Source organism: Mucilaginibacter antarcticus (genome assembly GCF_042686155.1).
GTDB classification, from domain to species: domain Bacteria; phylum Bacteroidota; class Bacteroidia; order Sphingobacteriales; family Sphingobacteriaceae; genus Mucilaginibacter; species Mucilaginibacter antarcticus.
Window position 1 is genome coordinate 18081 of record NZ_JBHUON010000008.1, and the last position, 21308, is coordinate 39388.

General features: G+C 44.0%; 11 protein-coding genes. 4 read left to right on the forward strand and 7 right to left on the reverse strand.

Translation table 11 applies throughout. The features are described from left to right. The first annotated feature begins 156 nt into the window (after positions 1 to 156). The 3 genes from ACFSYC_RS08460 to ACFSYC_RS08470 all read left to right on the forward strand — a co-directional run bounded on the left by ACFSYC_RS08460 (position 157) and on the right by ACFSYC_RS08470 (position 12165). Entirely contained in the window at positions 157 to 5280 is a 5124-nt protein-coding gene (locus tag ACFSYC_RS08460; protein ID WP_377125687.1) for a T9SS type A sorting domain-containing protein, read from the forward strand. 20 nt (positions 5281 to 5300) lie between these two features. Then, positions 5301 to 5498, forward strand: a complete 198-nt coding sequence (locus tag ACFSYC_RS08465) for a hypothetical protein (RefSeq protein ID WP_377125690.1) — start codon at positions 5301 to 5303, stop codon at positions 5496 to 5498. A 118-nt stretch (positions 5499 to 5616) separates the two neighbouring features. Beyond that, the gene (locus ACFSYC_RS08470; protein ID WP_377125693.1) at positions 5617 to 12165 is read left to right on the forward strand and encodes a putative Ig domain-containing protein; all 6549 of its coding nucleotides are present in this window, start codon (positions 5617 to 5619) and stop codon (positions 12163 to 12165) included. Between the two features lie 49 nt (positions 12166 to 12214). On the opposite strand, the gene ACFSYC_RS08475 is transcribed toward ACFSYC_RS08470, so the two are convergent. Further along, positions 12215 to 12955 (reverse strand): DUF4136 domain-containing protein, encoded by a 741-nt coding sequence (locus ACFSYC_RS08475; protein WP_377125696.1) that lies wholly within the window; start codon positions 12953 to 12955, stop codon positions 12215 to 12217. Positions 12956 to 13173: 218 nt separating this feature from the next. On the opposite strand from ACFSYC_RS08475, the gene ACFSYC_RS08480 reads away from it, so the two are divergent. Next, the gene (locus tag ACFSYC_RS08480; RefSeq protein WP_377125699.1) at positions 13174 to 14463 is read left to right on the forward strand and encodes an HAD-IB family phosphatase; all 1290 of its coding nucleotides are present in this window, start codon (positions 13174 to 13176) and stop codon (positions 14461 to 14463) included. A 3-nt stretch (positions 14464 to 14466) separates the two neighbouring features. On the opposite strand, the gene ACFSYC_RS08485 is transcribed toward ACFSYC_RS08480, so the two are convergent. The 6 genes from ACFSYC_RS08485 to ACFSYC_RS08510 form a co-directional block, all read right to left on the reverse strand. Further along, entirely contained in the window at positions 14467 to 14943 is a 477-nt protein-coding gene (locus tag ACFSYC_RS08485) for a universal stress protein (RefSeq protein ID WP_377125702.1), read from the reverse strand. 373 nt (positions 14944 to 15316) lie between these two features. After that, positions 15317 to 16222, reverse strand: coding sequence for an alpha/beta hydrolase (locus ACFSYC_RS08490; protein ID WP_377125705.1), 906 nt, complete (start codon positions 16220 to 16222; stop codon positions 15317 to 15319). Positions 16223 to 16236: 14 nt separating this feature from the next. Then, positions 16237 to 17169 carry an alpha/beta hydrolase gene (locus tag ACFSYC_RS08495; protein ID WP_377125708.1) on the reverse strand — a complete coding sequence of 311 codons (933 nt, stop codon included), beginning with the start codon at positions 17167 to 17169 and terminating at the stop codon, positions 16237 to 16239. A gap of 19 nt (positions 17170 to 17188) precedes the next feature. Further along, positions 17189 to 17944: a LytR/AlgR family response regulator transcription factor gene (locus ACFSYC_RS08500; protein WP_377125711.1), complete on the reverse strand. Its 756-nt coding sequence runs from the start codon at positions 17942 to 17944 to the stop codon at positions 17189 to 17191. 10 nt (positions 17945 to 17954) lie between these two features. Beyond that, the gene (locus ACFSYC_RS08505; RefSeq protein WP_377125714.1) at positions 17955 to 19694 is read right to left on the reverse strand and encodes a sensor histidine kinase; all 1740 of its coding nucleotides are present in this window, start codon (positions 19692 to 19694) and stop codon (positions 17955 to 17957) included. Positions 19695 to 19724: 30 nt separating this feature from the next. After that, complete coding sequence (locus tag ACFSYC_RS08510; RefSeq protein ID WP_377125717.1) at positions 19725 to 21149, reverse strand: TlpA family protein disulfide reductase; 1425 nt, start codon at positions 21147 to 21149, stop codon at positions 19725 to 19727. Positions 21150 to 21308: the final 159 nt, after the last annotated feature.

Genomic DNA, 21308 nt, shown 5'->3' on the forward strand with positions numbered 1-21308 from the left:
GTGAGGGATTGATAACACAAACATCAAGCCTAGGGGAAGTATTCTTTTAACCGTTTTGTTCGTATATAATAATGAATAACACTATAATATTTGGTTTTACGCTATAAATGATTGAATATCACAATAATTGCTTCATTCTAATATCTGCCGATTGCTTTGAAAAATCCGAAACTAAAAATTGTTCTTGCATTAACGTTTCTTACCCTCGCTTTTGGGGCGGGGAATAAAAGCTATGCGCAAGTCACTATTGGCACGCTAACTGGCAACCTACAGGCTACCGCTATTACAGCAGGCCAATCTCAAGTTTGCATGATTGGTTTTAGTATAACCACAACAAGTACGGTTACTTTCAAAAAATTTACACTCGGTTGGAATAATAGCACGGCTCAATCGCATTTAGCCAATGGTACTATTGTCAGGTATCCGGCCGCCACAACCAGCTACACTGCGGGTACCGGTACCGTTGTTGGTAATGTTACATTTAATGGTGGCGTTATAACCGTTGACAATTTTACCGAAACTATTGCCAGCACAACTTATAATTATTTTTTGGTGGCTGATAACGTTTATTCAAGCGGGTCATATGATTATAACGGCCAGATTTATATAAACGGCACTTTTGCTACCGACATAAACAATAATACTTACGCACCCGCCACTAGTAACTATCGTAACTATACATTTAATCCGTCAGCGGCGCCATATCCTTTAACTGTTGCGGTGCCAACCACCCCTAACGGATTAACAGCCACCAGTACTGCACTAACTGCCAGTAGCACCAATTTAGTAATGTTTGAGTTTAGTATTACTAACAACTCATCAACTGCTTACACCTTATCTACATTAAATGTTAATAGTACGCTTGCCAACCTGTCAAGCTATTTTACCAGTGTCAGGCTCTTCAACAATACTACTAACACGCTCCCATCATTGGCTGGCGCATCTAATAGCGGTACTGTAGGTTCATCAGCATATGCAAATTTTGCTGGTTTAGGATTTTCGTTACCTGCCGGGGCGACCAGGTTTTTTTGGGTAGTAGCTAATAGAACCGCTGGTGGTACAGTGCCGGTAGACATACAATTTAAGCTAGAAGATTTTCAGAGCACAAACGCCTTGGTAGCTTCAAGCCCCTCTGCCAACTACAACACCTTTACAGCGTTTGGACCTACTTACAATATTAACGCATCAAACATTACCTTAACAAACTTAACCGGAGGGGTACAGACCGGAACCATCACTCAATTACAAACCGCCGTGGTTTTATTTGGTTTTCAGGTTACGTCGAGCGCTGCGGTCACTATATCTACGCTAAACATCAACAGTAACGGCACACCGGGAAGTTACTTTGGCGGAACCGCCAGGCTGGTCTCTAATACAACCAATACCTACGCTACAGGTGTAAAAACTACAGCGGGTACCGTGGTTTTTAGTGGCAATTACGCAACTGTTTCCCTAACCGCTGGCAACACTGTTACAGCGGGGGGCAGCCAGTATTATTTTTTAGTTGCCGATAATATCAACGGTGCAACCTCAACTACTATCGCTTTTAATTTTACCAGTGGTCAAAGCTCAACCGCAATTACTACCAGCTCGCCTGTTTCAACATTTAACACGTTTACCGTTACCGGCAGTACACTTACCCTGCCATCGCCAGGTTTCATTGTCAGTAGCGCAAACGCAGTCGGCAACGGCATTACGCAGGGCGCCTTAGTCAGCGGGCAAACAGATATTGTTTTATTTGGATTTGGAGTAAAAAGCTTTGGTACTACTAATAGTATCGGGCAATTTAATATTAAAACTTCTGGTGTTGAAAATCAGCTGTTCAGTACTGGTCGTCTTTATCGTTCAACCACCGCTAATACATTTAGTAGTGCATCGCTGGTTTATAGCGGTGCTTCAGTAAATATTGGAGGGGGTGGATATGTGGTCTGTACTGTTACCGAGACTATACCTGCAGGCAGCACCTATTATTATTTTTTTGTAGCCAATTGCACCAACACAACTTATCAGGCCTACAGTAATTATAGCTTTGATTTTGTAAGCGGGCAGGGCACGGCTGCTATTATCACCAGTCCTTATGCGCTATACAATACTTATAATATTGCAGGTACCGATTACGCTATAGGCGGGGTTTATGATTGGGTAGGAAGTAATAGTACTGATGTCGCCACCGCGGCCAACTGGAGAGTGAATGGCGGTACTCCCGGCTCAGCGCCTTCTGATAAAGAATTGATAAGAATTGGGGTAGTAGCTTACCAGGGATCAGCGTTACAACCATCATATATTTCTGGCCCGGCAGCAAGTGCCGCGCGTATCCAATTTGGCAGCAATAACAATCCGGTACTTACGCTCGGATCTTCTATTACTGGCGTCACCCTAACTAATGGTTTCGCTGTCGACGCAAATTCTACAGCTACCATTACGACAGCCAATCCTACCGCCGCGACTATTACTCTTCCGGCTACGGCTCAATCGGTATTAGGGACCGGTTCAACCCTCAATTATAACGGAATTTTATCTGTAGCGGGCACCTTAAGTTTGGCTACCGGCAGTACTTTAAATTTAACTACAGCTAACGGCAAACTGAGTAATGCATCAGACATTACAACGGCGGGCACTATAACTGTTGCGGGCCAGTCATCCAACTCAGGCACCATTAGCCAAACGGGTACAAATGCGGTAACTTTTTCAAGCACTGGTGCATTTGCCAATTCCGGCAACATAACGCTTGCCGGCACCGGGACATTTAGCATCGCCGGAGCGTTGACAAATACTGCCAATATCACAAAATCAACAGCGGGCAATATGAGTTTTGCCGCGATAACAAACACATCGCCTGGTACTATTACTTTAGGCAGTGGCACTAATAATATTACCGGCGCTGTTACCAATGCCAGCGGTGCAAGCTTTACTTTAGGCAGCGGTACTACAACCTTTTCTTCGACGATTAACAACACCGGGGCGTTTGACACAGGTAGCGGAAACGCTACTTTTACCGGCGCGTTAACTAACAACTCTGGTGGAACCCTAAATCTTGGTACGGCAGGCATTAAAGATCTTAACGGGGCATCGTTTCCAAATGCAGGCGCTGTAACAATGTCTGGTGGTACGGCAAACATTGTGGCTACTACTTTTAGCAACGCGGTAAGTACCGGTACATTTATTGCCAGTGGTGGTACGGTTAATTTTGACCGCGCCGGCGCTCAAGCTATTAATAATGCTAACACCACTACTCCGGTTACCTTTAATAACCTAAACATTACTGTAAGCGGCACAAAAACTTTAAACGGTGCCGGTAAATTTGTTATTCTTAGCAGTGGCACAATAACGCTGGCAACAACCGGCACAACTATTTTCAATCCGGGCACTGCTTTACTTACACTCAACTCGGACGCCGCCGGGTCTGCTTCTTTAGCAACGTTGCCTACCGGTACAAGCATCACCCCTGCGGCTACAGTGACGGTACAACGCTATATGACGGGCGGAACAGCGGCTTACCGGGGTTACCGTTTACTTTCATCGCCTATTAATAGCGGTGGCACAGGTTTTTACGACCTTTCTTACCTTACCAATGCCAACAGTGGAAGCTATCTTACGGGCGCAACCTCGGGTGGTTTTGATGCCACAGGTAATCCCACACTATTCCTGTATCGCGATGATAAGACTCCGGACAATACTTCATTTCTTACGGGTAATTATCGCGCTATAACTAAAATAAATAATGCTCCCTTATATAACATAGGTACTATAGACGGGACAATTAATTTACCTGTGGGGACTGGTGTATTGTATTTTTACCGGGGTAACTCAAGTACAAATGCGGCAATTACGCCAGCAAGTTTAACATTTTCAAGAACAGGGCGATTAAACACAGGAAACATAGCTGTAAAATTTTGGCCTACCGGTGCCACTGGCCTTAGTAATGCTACCGCTACAGGTAATGCTGCTGTTAAAGGGTTTAATTTAATTGGGAACCCTTATGCCAGTTCAATAGACTGGGATCAGTTTGGGACTAATATTACTGCATCTAATGTTAGTAGTACTATGTACATATACAATCCGCAAACAAAAACTTATGCCAGTTATACTGCAGGTGGCATTAATCCCGGAACCGGCTGGAATAGCGGAACAGCGAACTCTGATATTATTCCTAGTGGTCAGGGCTTTTTTGTAAAAGCAACGGGGACGTCCCCAACATTAACATTTACAGAAGCTGCTAAAACATCCTCTCAGCAAGGCAGTGCAAACAATTTATTGCTTTCAGCAGCAACACCAACCATTGACCATCGATACCTAAGAGTATACTTAAAAAAGGACTCGCTTAATTACGAAGATGCACTTGTTGAGTTTAAGAATAACACCACAGCTGCTTATGTTGAAAGTGAAGACGCCGTTTATTTAAGAGGCAATAACACTGCAAGTCTTGCCAGCAACTCTGCAGACAATGTAGCTTTAGCCTTAAATGTATTACCTTTCCCTAAAGTAAGTCAAACTATTCCACTGATTGTTAGGGTACCTGCTGCCGCAGCAGCGTATGAGTTAAACTTAAACCAAATTGTTAACATCCCTGATATGTTTGACATATGGCTTTTAGATAAATTCAACAAGGATTCCCTTGATTTCAGAAATAACCCAACTTATAGTTTTCGGACAACATCTGATACGTCATCATACGGAAGTACACGCTTTAAGTTAGTGCTGCGTATAAACCCAAACAAAGCCGTGCGCTTATTAAGCTTCACTGGTCAAAAAGGCACCAATGCGGTAAATTTAAGCTGGACAACTGAAAACGAAGAAAACCACACGCAGTACAGCCTGGAGCGCAGCATTGATAACGGAAAATCATACCAGGTAATTGATGTGGTAACGTCAGCCAAATTGGGCGCTTATGATGATCTGGACCCTTACCCTGCTAAAGGCCTTAATCAATATCGTATAAAACAAATCGATATATTGGGCAGCGTAAGCTACTCGCAGATCGTTAGTATAATGTATACACCTAATACTACTTTTAGTAACTTGGCCAATAATTTAATCAGTTTGTACCCTAACCCGGTAACTAGCACCTTAAACTTGGCAATAACCCCTGCTAAAGATACCGCTGCCACTTACAAGATAACTATTATTAATAGCATCGGCGTGTTAGTACAATCGGTTACAACAAACAATGCTGCCTGGCAAGGCGATGTAAACAAATTAATGCCAGGCACGTATTTTGTACAAGTATTTAACAGCAAAGACAATACTGTAATTGGCAAAAGCACGTTTATTAAACTTTAATAAAAGAGAGAGAGCAGGAAATGAAAAAGGGATTACAGATAACGTTATTTTTTTTACTAATTAACATCACAAACTTATTTGCCCAAGGCCCCGCACCTTGCAATGACGGTGATCCTGATTTAAATTGCCCTATTGATACTTGGGTTGTTGCCTTTGCGGCTATTGTTTTAATCATTACTTTATTACATCTTCAAAATAAGAAAACTGTCGCCCAATAATTACATAGTGGTTAACGATTTTCTTAAAGATTAACAATATCCATTTTCTTAAGGTTTTTCACTTTAAATTGGTGTAATCCAACAATTTAAAGTAAATTTGGCTACCTACTTTTAGCCGTTGAAAAAGCTCATTAAACCTTTTCTCACTGTTATCGCTCTTCTATGTGGTAACAATTTATTTGCTCAAGTTCCAATACTAACCTATAACACGCCGCAAACGCTGGGTGTTGGCTATACAACTTTACCGTCATCGCCTACGAATACTGGTGGGGCTATACCTGCCACAAATTATAGCGCTGTAAGCACCCTTGTGTCGTCGGGGTTAAATAACCCGCGGGCTATTGCTTATGACGGAACGGGCAATTATTATGTTGCCGATTATGGCTCAAACAAAATTTTAAAAGTAACCGCGGCTGGCGTGTTAAGTGTGTTTGCAGGCAGTGGCACTGCAGCTGTAACTAATGGCACTGGTACAGGCGCATCCTTCTCAGGACCATCAGGCATAGTTTACCTAGGAGGAAATTTATATGTTACAGATTATGGCGGGCATACCATACGCAGAATTGTTGTTAGTAGCGCCCTGGTAAGTACCATAGCAGGTGCCTCGGGTATAACTGGCACAACAAATAATGCTACAGGAACTACAGCCAGGTTCAATCAACCTTATGGCATAACCACAGACAACACCAATTTATATGTAACAGAGTTTGCCAGCCACACTATAAGAAAAATTGTTGCAACAGCCCCTTACGCTGTAACATTACTAGCCGGGTCTGCAGGCTTACCAGCAGAAACAAATGGAACCGGTGCAGCCGCCAGGTTTACGCAGCCAACGGGCATTTTTTACGACGGCACCAATCTATTTGTGGCCGATTATACGGGTAACACCATACGTAAGGTTACAACCGCTGGCGTAGTTACTACTATTGTAAGCACCGGTTTAAATTTACCGGTGGATATAACCGCCGACAAAGCGGGTAATTTATTAATTGCAGATGCAGGAAGCCATACTATAAAAACATGTACCAATACCGGCGCATCCTTTTTAACGCTGGCCGGAAGCGGCGCCGCCACCGAAGCTGATGGCGTTGGTACGGCCGCCCAGTTTAACACGCCCTTTTGCCTGACTAATGACGCTAGCGGCAATATTTTAATTGGAGATTACATTTCGGCTTCATCAACTATAAGGAAAATGACCTTAACAGGTTACACCATTAGCCCGGCTTTGCCGACCGGACTAACCCTTGATAGCAGTACCGGAATAATAAGCGGAACGCCTATAGCAACATTAGCCGCTACTAATTACACTGTTAAAGGTTACAATTCTTCAGGCAATTCAACCGGGACTAACAATATAAACCTTACTATAGTTGAGCCGCCTAGTATCATCGGATATGGAGGTACCGGTAGTCCTTATCTCTTATCTTTAAACAAGGCTGTTACTTTAACGCCGGTTAATACGGGCGGTGCCGTACCGGCAACAGTTTACAGTACGGTTTCACTTTTTGCCGGCAGTGCAACAGGCGTTACGGGAACAACAGCCGGAGGGGCAGGCACTACTGCACGATATAACAACCCTACCGGTATAAGCGTTGCCGGCAACACCTTAAATTACGTAACTGACAAGGGGAACCATGTTATACGAAAACTTGTTGGAACCACTACGGGTACACAAACCACCTATGCCGGCACCATGAGTAGCCCGGGCATGTCAAACACTACATTGGGTACCTTCCGTTCGCCGGCCGGGGTTACATCAGATGCCTATGGAAATTTATATATTGCCGATTCGGCCAATCACGCGGTGCGTAAAATAAACGCGTCGCCGTTTGCTGTAAGTACTCTGGCTGGTAATGGCGCTAGTGGAAGTACAGATGCCGCCGGATTGTCTGCCAGTTTTAACGGACCCAGGGGCATTGCTATAGATGCCGCAGGCGACTTGTATGTGGCCGACAGGCTTAATAATAAAATCAGAAAAGTTACCGCCGCAGGTGTAGTTACAACTTTTGCAGGCAGCGGCGCATTAGGCAGCACAGATGCAACGGGTACGGCGGCCAGCTTCAATGCACCGGTAGGGGTGGCTGTTGACGCAGCGGGCAATGTCTATGTAGCTGACAGGGGAAGCCGAAAAATACGAAAAATAACCCCTGCGGGTGTTGTTACTACAATTGCAGGTAGCGGCACAGCCGGCGCTGCAGATGGAGTTGGTGTCGCCGCAACCTTTACTGCACCTAACGGTATAGCAATTGACCGTGGCGGCAATTTGTATGTAAGCGATGGCGGTAATGCAACCAGTAACCGTATCAGGATGATTGATCCATCTGGTACCGTAGGCACCATTGCCGGCAGCGCCACATCCGGATTAGCCAATGGCGTTGGCACTGCGGCTACTTTTAAAGCACCTGCCGGGTTATCTGTCGATCCCGTTAGCGGCAATATATTTATAGCCGATGCCGGCAACAACCAAATCAGAAAAATAATTGGTACCGGTTACTTTATCACCCCAACCCTACCCACAGGTTTAACCTTTAGCAGCACTACCGGGATAATATCAGGGACGCCTACAACAGTTACTGCCGCGGCAACTTACACCATCACAGCCTTTAACGTGGCTGGCTCCTCATCAATTCAAATCAGTATTGAAACTGACAATACAGAACCCAATATAAGTTACGTATCACCCGTAACCTACGCAACCAGCTCAGCGATTACAAGCCCCACTCTTGACAATACAGGCAGCCCTGTGTCTGCAACCTTTGGCTATAGCGCCACTTCTACACAACCATTGACAGGTGGCATATTCAGCGGGCCCAGACGCGGGGCTGTCGACGCCAGTGGCAATATTTACGTGGCCAACTTTACGGGTAATACCATAAGTAAGTTTACAGCGGATGGTGTTTTGATAAGCAATAGTTACGGCACGGGGGCACCAGCTCTTAACAATCCGGCCGGGATTGTTTTTGACTCAAACAACAATATGTTTGTAGTAAACGGCGCTGCTGCTACAGTTTATAAATACGACGCCAGTGGTGCTTATCAGTCAACCACTACAATCCCGGCCGGCGGCACAACCACCGGTATTTGTATAGATGGATCAAACAATTTATATGTTACAAGTACCAATGGCGCAACTTATCGGGTATTCAAAATAACCTCCGGCGGGACGGTATCCTCATACGTAACCACTACCACAAATTTAAACAACCCAGTTGATATCAGCATTGATGCTACCGGTCAGCTTTACGTGCTAAATTCAGGCTCGGGCGCCATATACAAATATGCGGCTGTTACACCGGGTGCCGGAACCAGCTTTGCTACCGGACTTACAGGATCATTGGCGTTAAGGGTTGATGCTATTAACAGCTATCTTTACGTGTCAGACCTGACTAATACTCGTATCCTGGTTTACAATACATCGGGTGGGGCATCAATTGCAACCATTAACAGCGTTACTAACTGCCGTGGTCTGTTTCTTGACGGAAAAGGCAGCATATACGCGTCCGACTTTACCAATAATGTAGTTAAAAAATACACGCCAACAGGTACGTTTTTCCTCAATAAAGCACTACCATCAGGTTTAGTATTAAGTAAAACCACCGGTGCTATTACCGGCCCCACTAACGCAACAGTAGCTACCGCAGCAGATTATACGGTAACAGCCTGGAATAGCTATGGCGGCGGTAGCGCAATTATTAATATTGCAGTTCTTAACGCCAAAACCTGGTCAAGCACGTCAAGCACTAGCTGGTCAACAGCAGCCAATTGGACTGGGGGCGTACCCGGAGCAGCTGATTTAGCGGTTATCGGATCTACTGCTACAAACCTGGTTGTGCCCTCAATATCCGCAGCCGGCACTACATCTGTAGGTTCTATCCAATTTTTAAATACGGCCAACACAGCGCCCGGCATTACTGTAGCCAGCGGCTCAACATTGGCGGTAAACGGCGACATTACTTTTCAAAGCACAAAAGCAACCAACCTACAAGCTAATATAACGGGCGCCGGTACGATAACTGCCAATAACATCATTGTAACTAATAGTTTTAGTGCCGTATCATACAGTATAACGTTAGCCTCGACTGTAGCAAACCTAACATTGAGCGGGGATTTAACCCTTAACTCTTTGTTCCCTACCTCCGGCAATTTAGACGATGCCGACTTTAGCTTAGGTGGCACCGGCATTTTAACAGTCAAAAACATCATTACTAACAATGTAAATGCAGGCAATACCCCCGTGTTTTCTGTAGGTAACAATACCACTTTAAATTTAATGGGCGCCAGCGCGTTGTCCGGTCTGTCGGCTACCGGTACCAACACCCTAACTATCGGCACAGGCACAACCATTGGTTATACGGGTAGTAACAATCAGGATGTGTATGTTGACCTGGCCATACCGAGATCAACATTGACATCGGGTATCAGTTACGCTAATATCGCCTTTGGTGGCAGCGGTATCAAAACGCCGCTTGGGGACATAACAAACAATTTGAACATCAGTGGCAACATTAATAATACGCTTACCAGCAACGCTACAGATACTTTCCTAGATCTGACCAATACTAACGTAAACTTCACAGGTGGTACCCAGGCCTTAGCTGCAGGAGCCGGCACAGGCACCACGCTGTATAATACCACTGTAAGTGGCGGTGGTACTAAAACGATGTCTGGCACGGGTACAGGCATTTTTACATTGGCAAGCAGTAGTAAATTAACGTTATCGGGCAGTAGTACGCTGGCAAGTGGTAATGTTTTTACTTTAGCATCAGATGCGACGGGGTCGGGCACCATACCAACCATACCAAGTGGCTCCAAAATAACGGGCACAGTTACGGCACAGCGTTTTGTAACCGGTGGTGGCAGCTTGCTTTATAGAGGATATAGACTGTTCTCATCTCCGGTATCAGACATAACATCCGCTGGCGCCGCCCCCTATCCATATTACAATTTAGCTTATTTAACCAGCGCCGCGGGCAGCAACACGGCTACAACCGGCGTTGCCGGCGGCGGATTTGACGTCGTAGGTAATCCAACTATCTATCTTTATCGCGAGGACGTAATCCCCTCAAACCTGTCATTTAATTCGGGTAACTACAGGGCTATTACTAAAATAGACAGCTCGGCTAAATATATTTTAAAAACAGTCGATGCCGCAGCTTTCAAGATGCCGGCAGGTGCAGGGTTTTTATTTTTTAACAGAGGTAATAATACCACTAACCCCGGAACCCCGCCACAGGATAATGTTTTAAAACCATCCGGTTACTTAAATCAGGGCCAGATAATAGTAAAAAACTGGGTAACCAACACCGACGGTTTATCTTTTAATAGCGCAAACGTTGGCGACGCCCGTTATGACATACAGGGCTTTAACCTGGTTGGAAACCCTTATCCTAGTTCTATCGATTGGAACAAGGCTTATAGTGGGACAATGAGTACCGGCATTTACGCACCTGATACCGACCAAACCATCTACATACTAAATCCACTCACTAAAAATTACGACGCTTATATAAATACCAGCTCCACTGGCGGCGTTGGGCAAAATGGGATTACAAATATCATTCCGCAGGGACAAGGATTTTTTGTTAGAGCAACCGCAAATACGGCACAGTTAGTATTTAATGAGGATGCTAAGGTTACTGACCAGCCTGATATCTTATTGTTAAATAATGCTATCGCCCGGAAAAGTTCTCGCTTACGTTTACAGTTAGTGAAAGACACGCTTAATAAAGACGAAACCATATTACAATTTGACAATAACGCCCATACTGCTTATATAAAAAATGAAGATGCACCATATTTAAAAGGTAGCGGGGTTGTAGGCTTGTCAAATATGGCAAGCAATAAAATTGCGCTTGCTATAAATCAGTTACCTTTCCCTAACCAATCTCAAAGCATTTCTTTAAACGTCAGGGTTAATACCAGCGGGGCTTATCAGCTGAAGCTTAATGAGATCCTTAACATTCCGAATGTCTACGAAGTTTGGCTGATGGATAAATTCAAAAACGACTCGCTCGATTTAAGGAAATATGCGGTTTACAGCTTTAATACTACCACCGATACAGCAAGCTACGGAGCAAACAGGTTTAAGCTTGTTATAAGGCCTAATAATACGCAGGCCGGGCACTTGGTGAGCTTTACCGGCAATATAGAAAATAAGCAAGTAAGACTCCATTGGACCGCAGAAAACGAAGGCGAATTAACAACGTATATACTACAGCGCAGTACAGATAATGGCATAACCTTTAGCACTTTAGATAGTTTAACGTCTATAGGAATAGGTACTTATGATGATTTGGACCCCTATCCTGTTACGGGCATAAATAAATACCGCCTTAAACAAATAGATTTATTGGGTAATGTTACCTATTCTGAAGTATTGACCTTTGTTTTTACCCCGTCTAATCCTAATCCTACTGGCAACGTTTTGGTTTATCCAAACCCGGTAAAACATCTTTTGGTCGTAGCGATAAAACCGTTCAACAATAAATCTGCTACTTACAACATTGTAATTACCAGCAACATGGGTATTGTTACTAAGAAAATAACCACCAATAACCCTATATGGTTGCAAGAGGTTTCCGGGCTACTACCGGGTACTTATTTTGTTACGGTGACAAATAAGTCTGACGGCATTTTGGTGGGCCGTACAAGTTTCATTAAAATATAATAAAACAGGGTTAAGCTTTAAGGCTTAACCCTGTTTTATTTCAGAATCTTTATATAGAAAGATTAGATGCCGGAGATATATTGCCACGGCGGTTACGCCTTTGCGGACGGCCATAATCTTGCGGGCCTCCCGCCGGTGCTGCGGATGATGGAGCCAGGCTCAATTGCTCAAGTACGCCTGCAACAACCTCTGGCAGCGCTTCCAAATTCTTCTTATCGTTCTTATTAACTTCTCCCACCCCAAAGCCACGCCACACAATCTTTCTGCTACGACGGTCTATCAGGTCAATAATCAAAGTTCCTTCTTTGTATTGTTCGCGGCTGGCAGTCATACCTCCATACATAAAAGGTGAGCCATATGCATAGTAATACGGGCGATAAAAACCACCCCAGCCCATGCCCATGCCGAAACCACCGCCCCAGCCCATGCCAAAGCCGGGATAAAAACCACCATAGTAACCTAAGCCCCCGCCATAAGTGGGGTAATAATACGTGCGATTACCCGCCCCAACAACGCTGGAATAGCTTATAATCAAATCAGGATCTCTTTGTGTTAATGTTAAACCCTTCTCTTTTAATACTACGGTAGCGGCATCTTTAATTGTCGCATCGGCGGCCAAATTATTGGCAGCCTTATCTACGCTACGTACGGGCGGCATCCAGGCAAAGCTACGGTAATTACTTAAATTTGTGCGGTTTAATCCGGCAACATAATAGTTATAACTAGTACCGCACGATGATAACGCGGCAAAAAACAAAACACCAAAGGCTGCTAAAATCAATCTTCTCATGGCTACTTATCCCCTTTTTGTTAGTTAGACGAACGTTGCTGTAAAAGGTTTAACACCAATTTAAGTTTTTAGTAATATATTTTTTATAAAATGTGATATTAAAATAACCAAAAAAATCAGCAGAAAATTGCAAATTTGCGGCAACAACAAATAAGATTAAATAGGTCTGCGTCTCCACAATACTAGGTTGACGCAAATTTTTGACAGGTTTTGACGACATGAGCCAATTTTTCATTATAGATTTTGACAGTACCTTTACCCAGGTTGAAGCATTAGACGAGCTCGCCAGGATATCACTAAAAAATCATCCAGACAGGGAGCAAATATACCAGCAGATAGAAGACCTTACCAACGCATCGATGGAGGGTAAACTATCATTTAGTGAAAGCCTTGAAAGCCGCGTTAAACTGTTACAAGCCAACCGCGAGCACCTGAAATTGCTGATAAGCCACCTCAAGAAAAAGGTATCTATATCCTTCTCACGTAACACCATATTCTTTAAAAATCATCAGGACGAGGTATTAATCGTGTCGGGGGGGTTTAAGGAGTTTATTACCCCGGTGGTTACCGAGTATCATATCAAAAAAGAAAACATATACGCCAACACCTTTAAATTCGACGACGAAGGCAACATCGTAGGTTACGACCGCGAGAACCCGCTATCAAAAGAAGGTGGTAAGGTAATATTGTTGAAAGAGCTGAAGCTTGAAGGGGACATCTACGGCATTGGCGATGGTTACTCTGATTTTCAGTTGAAGGAATCGGGGATGATAAAGAAGTTTTTTGCTTTTACCGAGAATATTGAGCGCAAATCTGTAACTGAAAAAGCCGACCATATTACCCCCAGCTTTGATGAGTTTTTATACATTAACAAGCTGCCCAGGGCCATATCATATCCCAAAAACCGCATTAAATGTTTGGTGATAGGTAATATCGAAGAGGACGCTTTAACCCAAATGCAAAAGGAAGGCTATAATATACGCCAGCGGGATACGGTTGAGGACAAGTACCTGGAAGAAGCAGGGGTATTGCTTTGCGACGAGGATAACCAACCTACAGCCGAACAGTTACACAACGTTGGCAGGCTAAAGGTAATTGGCTGTTTTGGCAAGGTTAGCCGTAAACTGGCAGAAGCCGCCTGCGAAGCAGGGATCATTGTTTTTGACGACCCAAAGCACAATCCGCGGAGTGATGACTTTTTGCCTAAACGTGTTATTGCCTTTATGAACGAAGGTAAGACGCACACCAGCTGCAACTTCCCTGATTTGCAACCGCCGCGGGTTAACAATGCGCACAGGCTGATACATATCCATAAGAACGTGCCGGGGATACTGGCTAAAATTAACGACGTATTTGCGCGTCACAACATTAACATCGTAGCCGAGTTTTTGGTAACTAACGAACAAATAGGCTACGTAATAACCGACGTTAATACCGGCTATGATACCGAGGTGCTTGAACAGCTAAAAGCCATAGCGCATACGATTAAGTTTAGATTGCTGTACTAGTCATTACTCCTCGTCCTCTACAAAGGGCACTACCAGTACTGGTATTTCCGATTGGCGCACTACCGTTTCGGCAATGCTGCCCATGAGCAGACGGTCGAAACCTGAGCGGCTGTGGGTGCCAACGACGATCATGTCTGCCCCAAACTGTTTGCTGCACTCAATAATGCCGTCGGCGGTGTCGCCAAACTCGCTGTAGTTGATTACTTCAAGGCCTTTGCCAAACTTCTTTACGGTATTTTCAATAAGGGCTTTTGACGCGTCGTTTTGAACGTCCATAATGCCGGCGGTATCGGCCATGGTGAAGTCGGCAGCCCCCGTTAGCGGGTCGGCAGTGTTGTTATAGGGCATCACCATTGGTACAACCATATGTACCAGGGCCACTTTGGCGCTAAACTTATGGGCGATATCAAAGCCGTATTTTGCGGCGTTCTCGGCATATTTACTATTGTCTATCCCTATAAGGATCTTCTTGATCAGCATGATTGTAATGGCTAGTGTATCAATATAAACAAACTAAGGGCAATATGTTTGGAGCTAAACATATGCTATTAAAGAATAGTTGATACGCGCCCAGGCACGCTTGTTTCACGCTTGTGTGCAACAAATGAAACAAGTGAAACAACATTTTGATTCAAAATGCTAATAATTAGCCACTTACAAAAATCGCGTGAAACAAAATGAAACAAGATTTTAACTTAAATTATTGAATTTCAATTAATTACAAATTGACACAATTATCCAAAATGAAACAACTTTTTCGTCAGGGTTATTACAGGTAAAATTTCTTTATCTCTTTAGTTATCAGCTTGTTGAAAAATGGAATTATACCTTATGAAACAACCTTATAAAAGCGTTAAAACCCGTTAGTAGCCAACCAATGCTTGCACCAGTCAAACCATTTATCGGGGCTTTGGCGGTTATCTATACCGAAGCCGTGGCCTCCTTTTTGGTATAAGTGCATCTCGGTTTTTACCTTGTTTTTAACCAGTGCGCTGTAGAACAAAACGGCGTTCTCTATGGGTACAGTACCATCATCCTGCGCCATAATGATAAGCGTTGGCGGGGTATTTTCCGTTACTTGTTTCTCGTTACTGTACAAATCAACCATAGCCTGGGTTGGAGTTGTACCTATCAGGTTATCTTTTGAGCCCTGGTGCGTTTTATCGCCGAAGGTAATAACCGGGTACATCAGTATAGCAAAGTCAGGGCGCAGGCTGATGTTATCTTTATTAGGGATAAGCGCGTCTTTATAGTGCGTTTCGGCAGTCGAAGCCAGATGGCCGCCAGCCGAAAAACCAATGATGCCTATCTTTGCAGGATTGATCCCCCACTCGCCCGCGCGTTTACGCACCAATTGCGTAGCAGCCTGAGCGTCTTGCAGCGGACCGATAGTTTTGTCAATCATTATTGCATCGCTTGGCAACCGGTATTTTAAAATGAAAGCACTTATGCCAATTTCGTTAAAAGCTTTGGCAATATTAACCCCCTCGTTTTGCATGGAAAGGCCACCGTATCCCCCACCGGGGTAAATAATTACGGCGGTACCGGTAGCCTTGGCTTTGTCTACCAGGTAAGGCAGCAAAACGGGATCGGTTACTTTAAGGGCCCAGTCTTTTGTAATGCTCTCCTTATAATCAGCAGGCGCGGGTTTTGAGTTTGGTACACCGCCAGGGTATAGTTTAATAGGCGCAACATCCTGTGCAAAAGTTACCGCCGTAGTAATCGCGATAGCAAAAGCGGTTGATATAAATTTTCTCATTTTTTCGTGGGTGATTATTTTGTTGTCGATGCTACCAAGAGTCCGTTAGCGTCAAGCCAGCCGTTGCACCAGTTAAACCAAAGCTCTTTACTTGTCTTGTTGATCAAGCCAAAGCCGTGCCCACCATTCTGGAACAGGTGCATCTCTGCTTTCACTTTGTTTTTAATCAACGCTTCATACATCAGCAAAGCATTTTTAACAGGTACACCACCGTCATCGGTAGCGTGTACAATAAAGGTAGGCGGCGTATCAGTGCTTACCTTCAACTCGTTACTGTAAAAATCTATTTGTTCTTTAGACGCGCCTTTACCCAGCAAAGCTTCTTGCGACCCACGATGCGCGTAATCGCCAAAAGTTATTACCGGGTAGGCCAATATCATAAAATCAGGGCGAACACTAATGCCTTTGTTATCAATGACAGGTTTATTAAAGTGCGTGCCTGCCGTTGAAGCCAAATGGCCACCCGCTGAGAAACCAAGGATACCGATCTTATCAGGGTTAATGCCCCACTCAGCCGCCCGTTTTCTGACGATCAGAATCCCTGTCTGGGCATCCTGCAATGGGCCGATAGATTTATCCACCATGATCAAATCACTTGGCAAACGGTATTTTAGTACAAAGGCGGTAACACCAATTTTGTTAAACGCTTTGGCTACATCATACCCCTCGTGTCCGCTGGCTAAAATGCCGTAACCGCCGCCGGGGCAAATAAGCACGGCGGTGCCGTTGGCCTTGCCTTTATCCGGAAAAAACGGAATAAGCGCCGGCTTGCTCACTTTTGATATATGATTATCGGCCGATGTTGCCTCTACATAAGTGGCCGGGGTGGGTTTAGCGTTTATCACGCCATCAGGATATAACAAAATATCAGGCGCGCTGCCGCGGCCCTGGGCAAACGAGGTTAATACTATAGCCATTAACAGCAAAGTAAGCGAGACAGATCTCATAAATAAAAGGTTTATACAATTATAAGCTTTTATTCAATTCGTCGCGTATCTTATCCTTGTTTTGGCGCGAGATCGGGATCTTGTTTTGGTTGGTAAGCAGCAACATGCCCCCATCCTCTTTTAAATAGCTTTTAACAAATTGCTTGTTAACCAGGTGCGATTGATGGGTGCGTAAAAATCCGTGGGGCGCTAACAGTTCGGCAAACTCTTTCAGGGTTTTGCATACCACAATTTGTTCGCCGGTATTCAGGTAAAATGCAGTGTAGTTGTTGTCAGCCTCGCACCTTATAATGGTATCTACCTTAACATAAATAATCTCTGTAAGCGTAGGCAGCGCAATTTTAGGCACTTCGCGCTGGCCGGTCTTTATATAATCAAGCAGGTTATCAATATTATGGTTGCGCTTTTTAGCGACAATCTTTTCCTTGGCTTTATCTATCGCCTGCTTAAACTCGGTAATGTTGATGGGTTTAAGCAAATAATCCAAAGCCGAAAACTTGATGGCCTGGATGCCATACTGATCAAACGCGGTAATAAATATCACCTCGAAATTAACCGCGGTAAATGCCCGTAACAAATCAAAGCCCGACGCTCCGGGCATTTGAATGTCCAGAAAAACCAGATCGGGCTGATGGTCTTTTATGGCAGCAATTCCGTCGGCAACGTTAAACGCCGTTGCCAGCACCTCAACTTCCGGGCAATAAGTGCCGATGATAGCCTGCAGATTCTCTACATTATTCGGCTCGTCATCAACTATAATACCGCGTATATTCATGATCTGCAATTTACGATATCCAGTTGGAAAGTGTAATGGTTACCGTAGTACCGTCGCTACCCGATTGGATGTCCAGTTTGGCGGGTTGCTGCTTATACACTTCATTAAGCAGCTGTATCCGCTCCTCGCTTAGCTTTAAGCCAAATGAGCCTGCAGGTTTGGCATCTTTGGTTTGTTTAAACCCCGGGCCGTTATCGGTAATCAAAAATACCAGGTCGTTATTCTGTCTGTTTATCAAAACGCTTATTAGTCCACCTTCGCGCAGGTTTGATACCCCATGCTTTACAGCATTCTCCACAAAGGGCTGCAGCAACATAGCCGGCACTTCCATGTTGGCTACATTTACCCCATTGGCTACATTTAGCTCATACTTAAAGCCAAAGCGCAATTGCTCCATTTGCAGGTAGTCGTCCAGTATTTTCACTTCATCTTCAAGACTAATCAGATCGTGCTCACTGGTGTTAAGTACCTTTCGGGTAAGGTCCGCAAAGCGGCTAAGGTAATTATTGGCACCTTCCAAGTCCTTTTTATTTACCAGGTTTTGGATCGATGTAAGCGCGTTAAACATAAAGTGCGGGTTAAGTTGAGCGCGGATGGACCGTAGTTTTAAATTGGTGTTTTGCCTGGCTTGGGTAGACTTTACCAGGCGGGCATTTGCGTTACGCCTGTATACCCAAAAGACAATAACGATAATAAGCAAGCCCCCCACTACATAGAGCAATATTTGCCTTACGGGGATCTTTCTTTCTATAACCGGCAATGGTTTCACCAGTATATCAAGATAGGCATCCTGTCCTTCTATCCGGTTGTTCCATGAGTCAACCGGGCGAACGATAGCAACGTATTTTCCCGCTGTCAGATCACACAAGTTAAAGCTGAAAATATCATTTGTTTTGTCCTCTTTGGCCTTAGCCACCTGTATTAACTCATTGCCGTTTTTTTCAAAAAGTGCTACATCGTATGGTATTCCACTATGATGTTGCACAGACAGGCGTATAATGCCTACACCGCCTTGAATAAAGCTAAGATTTGATACCATTTTGGTTATTGAATCATGGTCGTTGTCAAATGCCAGCGACTTCCTTAATCCGCGAAGCGAGTCCGCCTCGGCCAATGGCGGCGCACCAATGGAAAAGCCGGTGATATATGGTTTTAGGCTTTCGCGCCAATCAAAAACCACCCCATCTCTATCATTGTAATTATTGGTATTAACCACCTCAATTAGAACCTGCTTATCAGGATAGTTAAACCTACCTAGAAAACCATGTGGCTGTTTCTGCCCGTAGATCTGCGACAACTTAACCGGCGACCAGTGAACTACCTCTAAACTGTCATTTAACACTATGCGGTAGCGATAATTAGCGACATTAGATTGAATAATGCCGAGCGCTATTAACGTTGCTGCAGAACCGTCAGAAATTCTGAAAGCAGGATAATTTTTAGCGCCGTAATTAATAGCCGATAAATTATAATTGCTTAATTTGGGGTTAAGTTTCACCCCCAGCATAATTGATGATTTCAGCCTCCCGTTAAACCCCTGACCGTTGATTTCAAAAGCTTTTTCAACCTTATCATCAGGAAAATAATAACCGGCATCGCCTTCGCTTAATAGCGGATCAAACCGTATGGGCTCTACTTCAAAGCGAATATTGTTGCCAAAATTTGCCCGACGATAAATTTGAGTTACTGGTTGCGCCAAAGCTTGCAATCCTGTAATGCAAAAAAGAAATATGATAAAGTTTAGCTTCATGACGTTACATTTAAAGGTACTGCCTAATTATTAAAGTTTGATTAAAGCACTTAATTTATTCATCAAGTCTTCCCCACGCAAGTCAAGCGCTATGATCTTGCCTGCAGGGTCTATTAAATAACTGGTTGGATAGCTGTTAACACTATATCCTGTTATGTCGGTGCCTTTTGTATTGGTTTTAATAGTTGGCCAGATCATGCTTCTATTATTTATTAACCTTTTGGTTATGCTTTCATCGCGCTCGTCCAGCACGCCTACTATTTCAAATTTCGAGCGGTCAAACCGTTCATAAGCAGCTTTTAAATTAGGAAATTCGGCTATGCAAGGTGCGCAAGAGGTCGACCAAAAATCAACAAATACGTACTTTCCTTTCAAGTCGGCAGTTGATAACATAGCTATATCTTTCGCCAGCGGATTTATATTAACCCCCTTAATATGGGGCGCCAAAAAACCTGCCTGACTGGAGAAAATATTTTTATTTTTTGTTGATGAATGAGGTTTAGCAGCAATTTTTGAGTTTGCCGTGGCAGAAGTTGAAAAGCCTGATAAGTCGTCGCCGGTTAACGTAATTTTATTGCCATTGTCGGCATAACCGCTAAACCGGAAGTCTGTATCGCCTATGCTTACCAACTGATCAAGTTTAATACCGCGGCCGTTTGGCGCGCTCGTGAAGTTAGGCACATCAGGCATAATCCAAATGGTTGACTTAGAGACCTCTGTTTCTGTAATTATAAAAAACGGTTGGCCCTGGTAATTAAACTTTACGTATCTAAATTCCGGGAAAGAAAACATTAGTTCTATTTTCTCACCGTCGCTGCGGCGTTTGTCACTCTTTAGGAGCACGCGCAATTTTTCGTTCTTTATTACTTTCTCTTCAACATACTCAGTGTAAACAGGCACGGCTACTTCCGGATCTACCATAAAGGAGTTCATTGTTACGGGCCTTAATACATCATCGCCAAAATCGCCATTGTTATCTACGTCAATTATACAAACCAGGTCATTGGCGGCGTTGTAGCCTGCCATCACAGAAATGCCACACTTAATAGGCTTTCTGGACAATTTTATCGTATCGGCAAGGTTCCATCGCTGCGTGGCAGCATTTTCCATAAAAAACTCTTTACTAAAAATCCCTTCGCAATAGTTTTGGTAATAAAACTGATACTCATTAAGTCGGTAATAATATGAAACTGCATTGCGCAGGCCGGTAGGTCTATTTTTAATTTTCGGATAGCCTTTATACTGGCCCTCATTACTATAAGCATCAAAGGTGCCTATACCAAAAGACGTACTTCCTGAAGGACCGATACCGGCAATTTTTTGCAGGCTAAAAGTTATAGTTGCTTTTGGGGTGTTTTTAGTTACAATATTCTTTTGATAGTCTGCAGACTGGCCGCTGGCCGATAAGGTTAATATGCTGGCGCATATGAGGGTTAATAAGGTTTGCTTTAACATGGCTTATAGGTTTTGTTACTAGTTAATAATTAGTAACAAATATGGCCGTGTTAATAACAGGCATCAACTTGCAATGAGTGGATAACAGGTGCGGGTGAGAATTTGGGGAGCCCCACACAACCATTCAGCCCCACCCAACCCTCCCCGGAAGGGAGGGCT

Coding starts and splice junctions, on each gene's coding strand:
- ACFSYC_RS08465 (WP_377125690.1), top strand. CDS start 5,301: ATGAAAAAGGGATTACAGATAACGTTATTTTTTTTACTAATTAACATC.
- ACFSYC_RS08475 (WP_377125696.1), bottom strand. CDS start 12,955: ATGAGAAGATTGATTTTAGCAGCCTTTGGTGTTTTGTTTTTTGCCGCG.
- ACFSYC_RS08480 (WP_377125699.1), top strand. CDS start 13,174: ATGAGCCAATTTTTCATTATAGATTTTGACAGTACCTTTACCCAGGTT.
- ACFSYC_RS08485 (WP_377125702.1), bottom strand. CDS start 14,943: ATGCTGATCAAGAAGATCCTTATAGGGATAGACAATAGTAAATATGCC.
- ACFSYC_RS08490 (WP_377125705.1), bottom strand. CDS start 16,222: ATGAGAAAATTTATATCAACCGCTTTTGCTATCGCGATTACTACGGCG.
- ACFSYC_RS08495 (WP_377125708.1), bottom strand. CDS start 17,169: ATGAGATCTGTCTCGCTTACTTTGCTGTTAATGGCTATAGTATTAACC.
- ACFSYC_RS08500 (WP_377125711.1), bottom strand. CDS start 17,944: ATGAATATACGCGGTATTATAGTTGATGACGAGCCGAATAATGTAGAG.
- ACFSYC_RS08505 (WP_377125714.1), bottom strand. CDS start 19,694: ATGAAGCTAAACTTTATCATATTTCTTTTTTGCATTACAGGATTGCAA.
- ACFSYC_RS08510 (WP_377125717.1), bottom strand. CDS start 21,149: ATGTTAAAGCAAACCTTATTAACCCTCATATGCGCCAGCATATTAACC.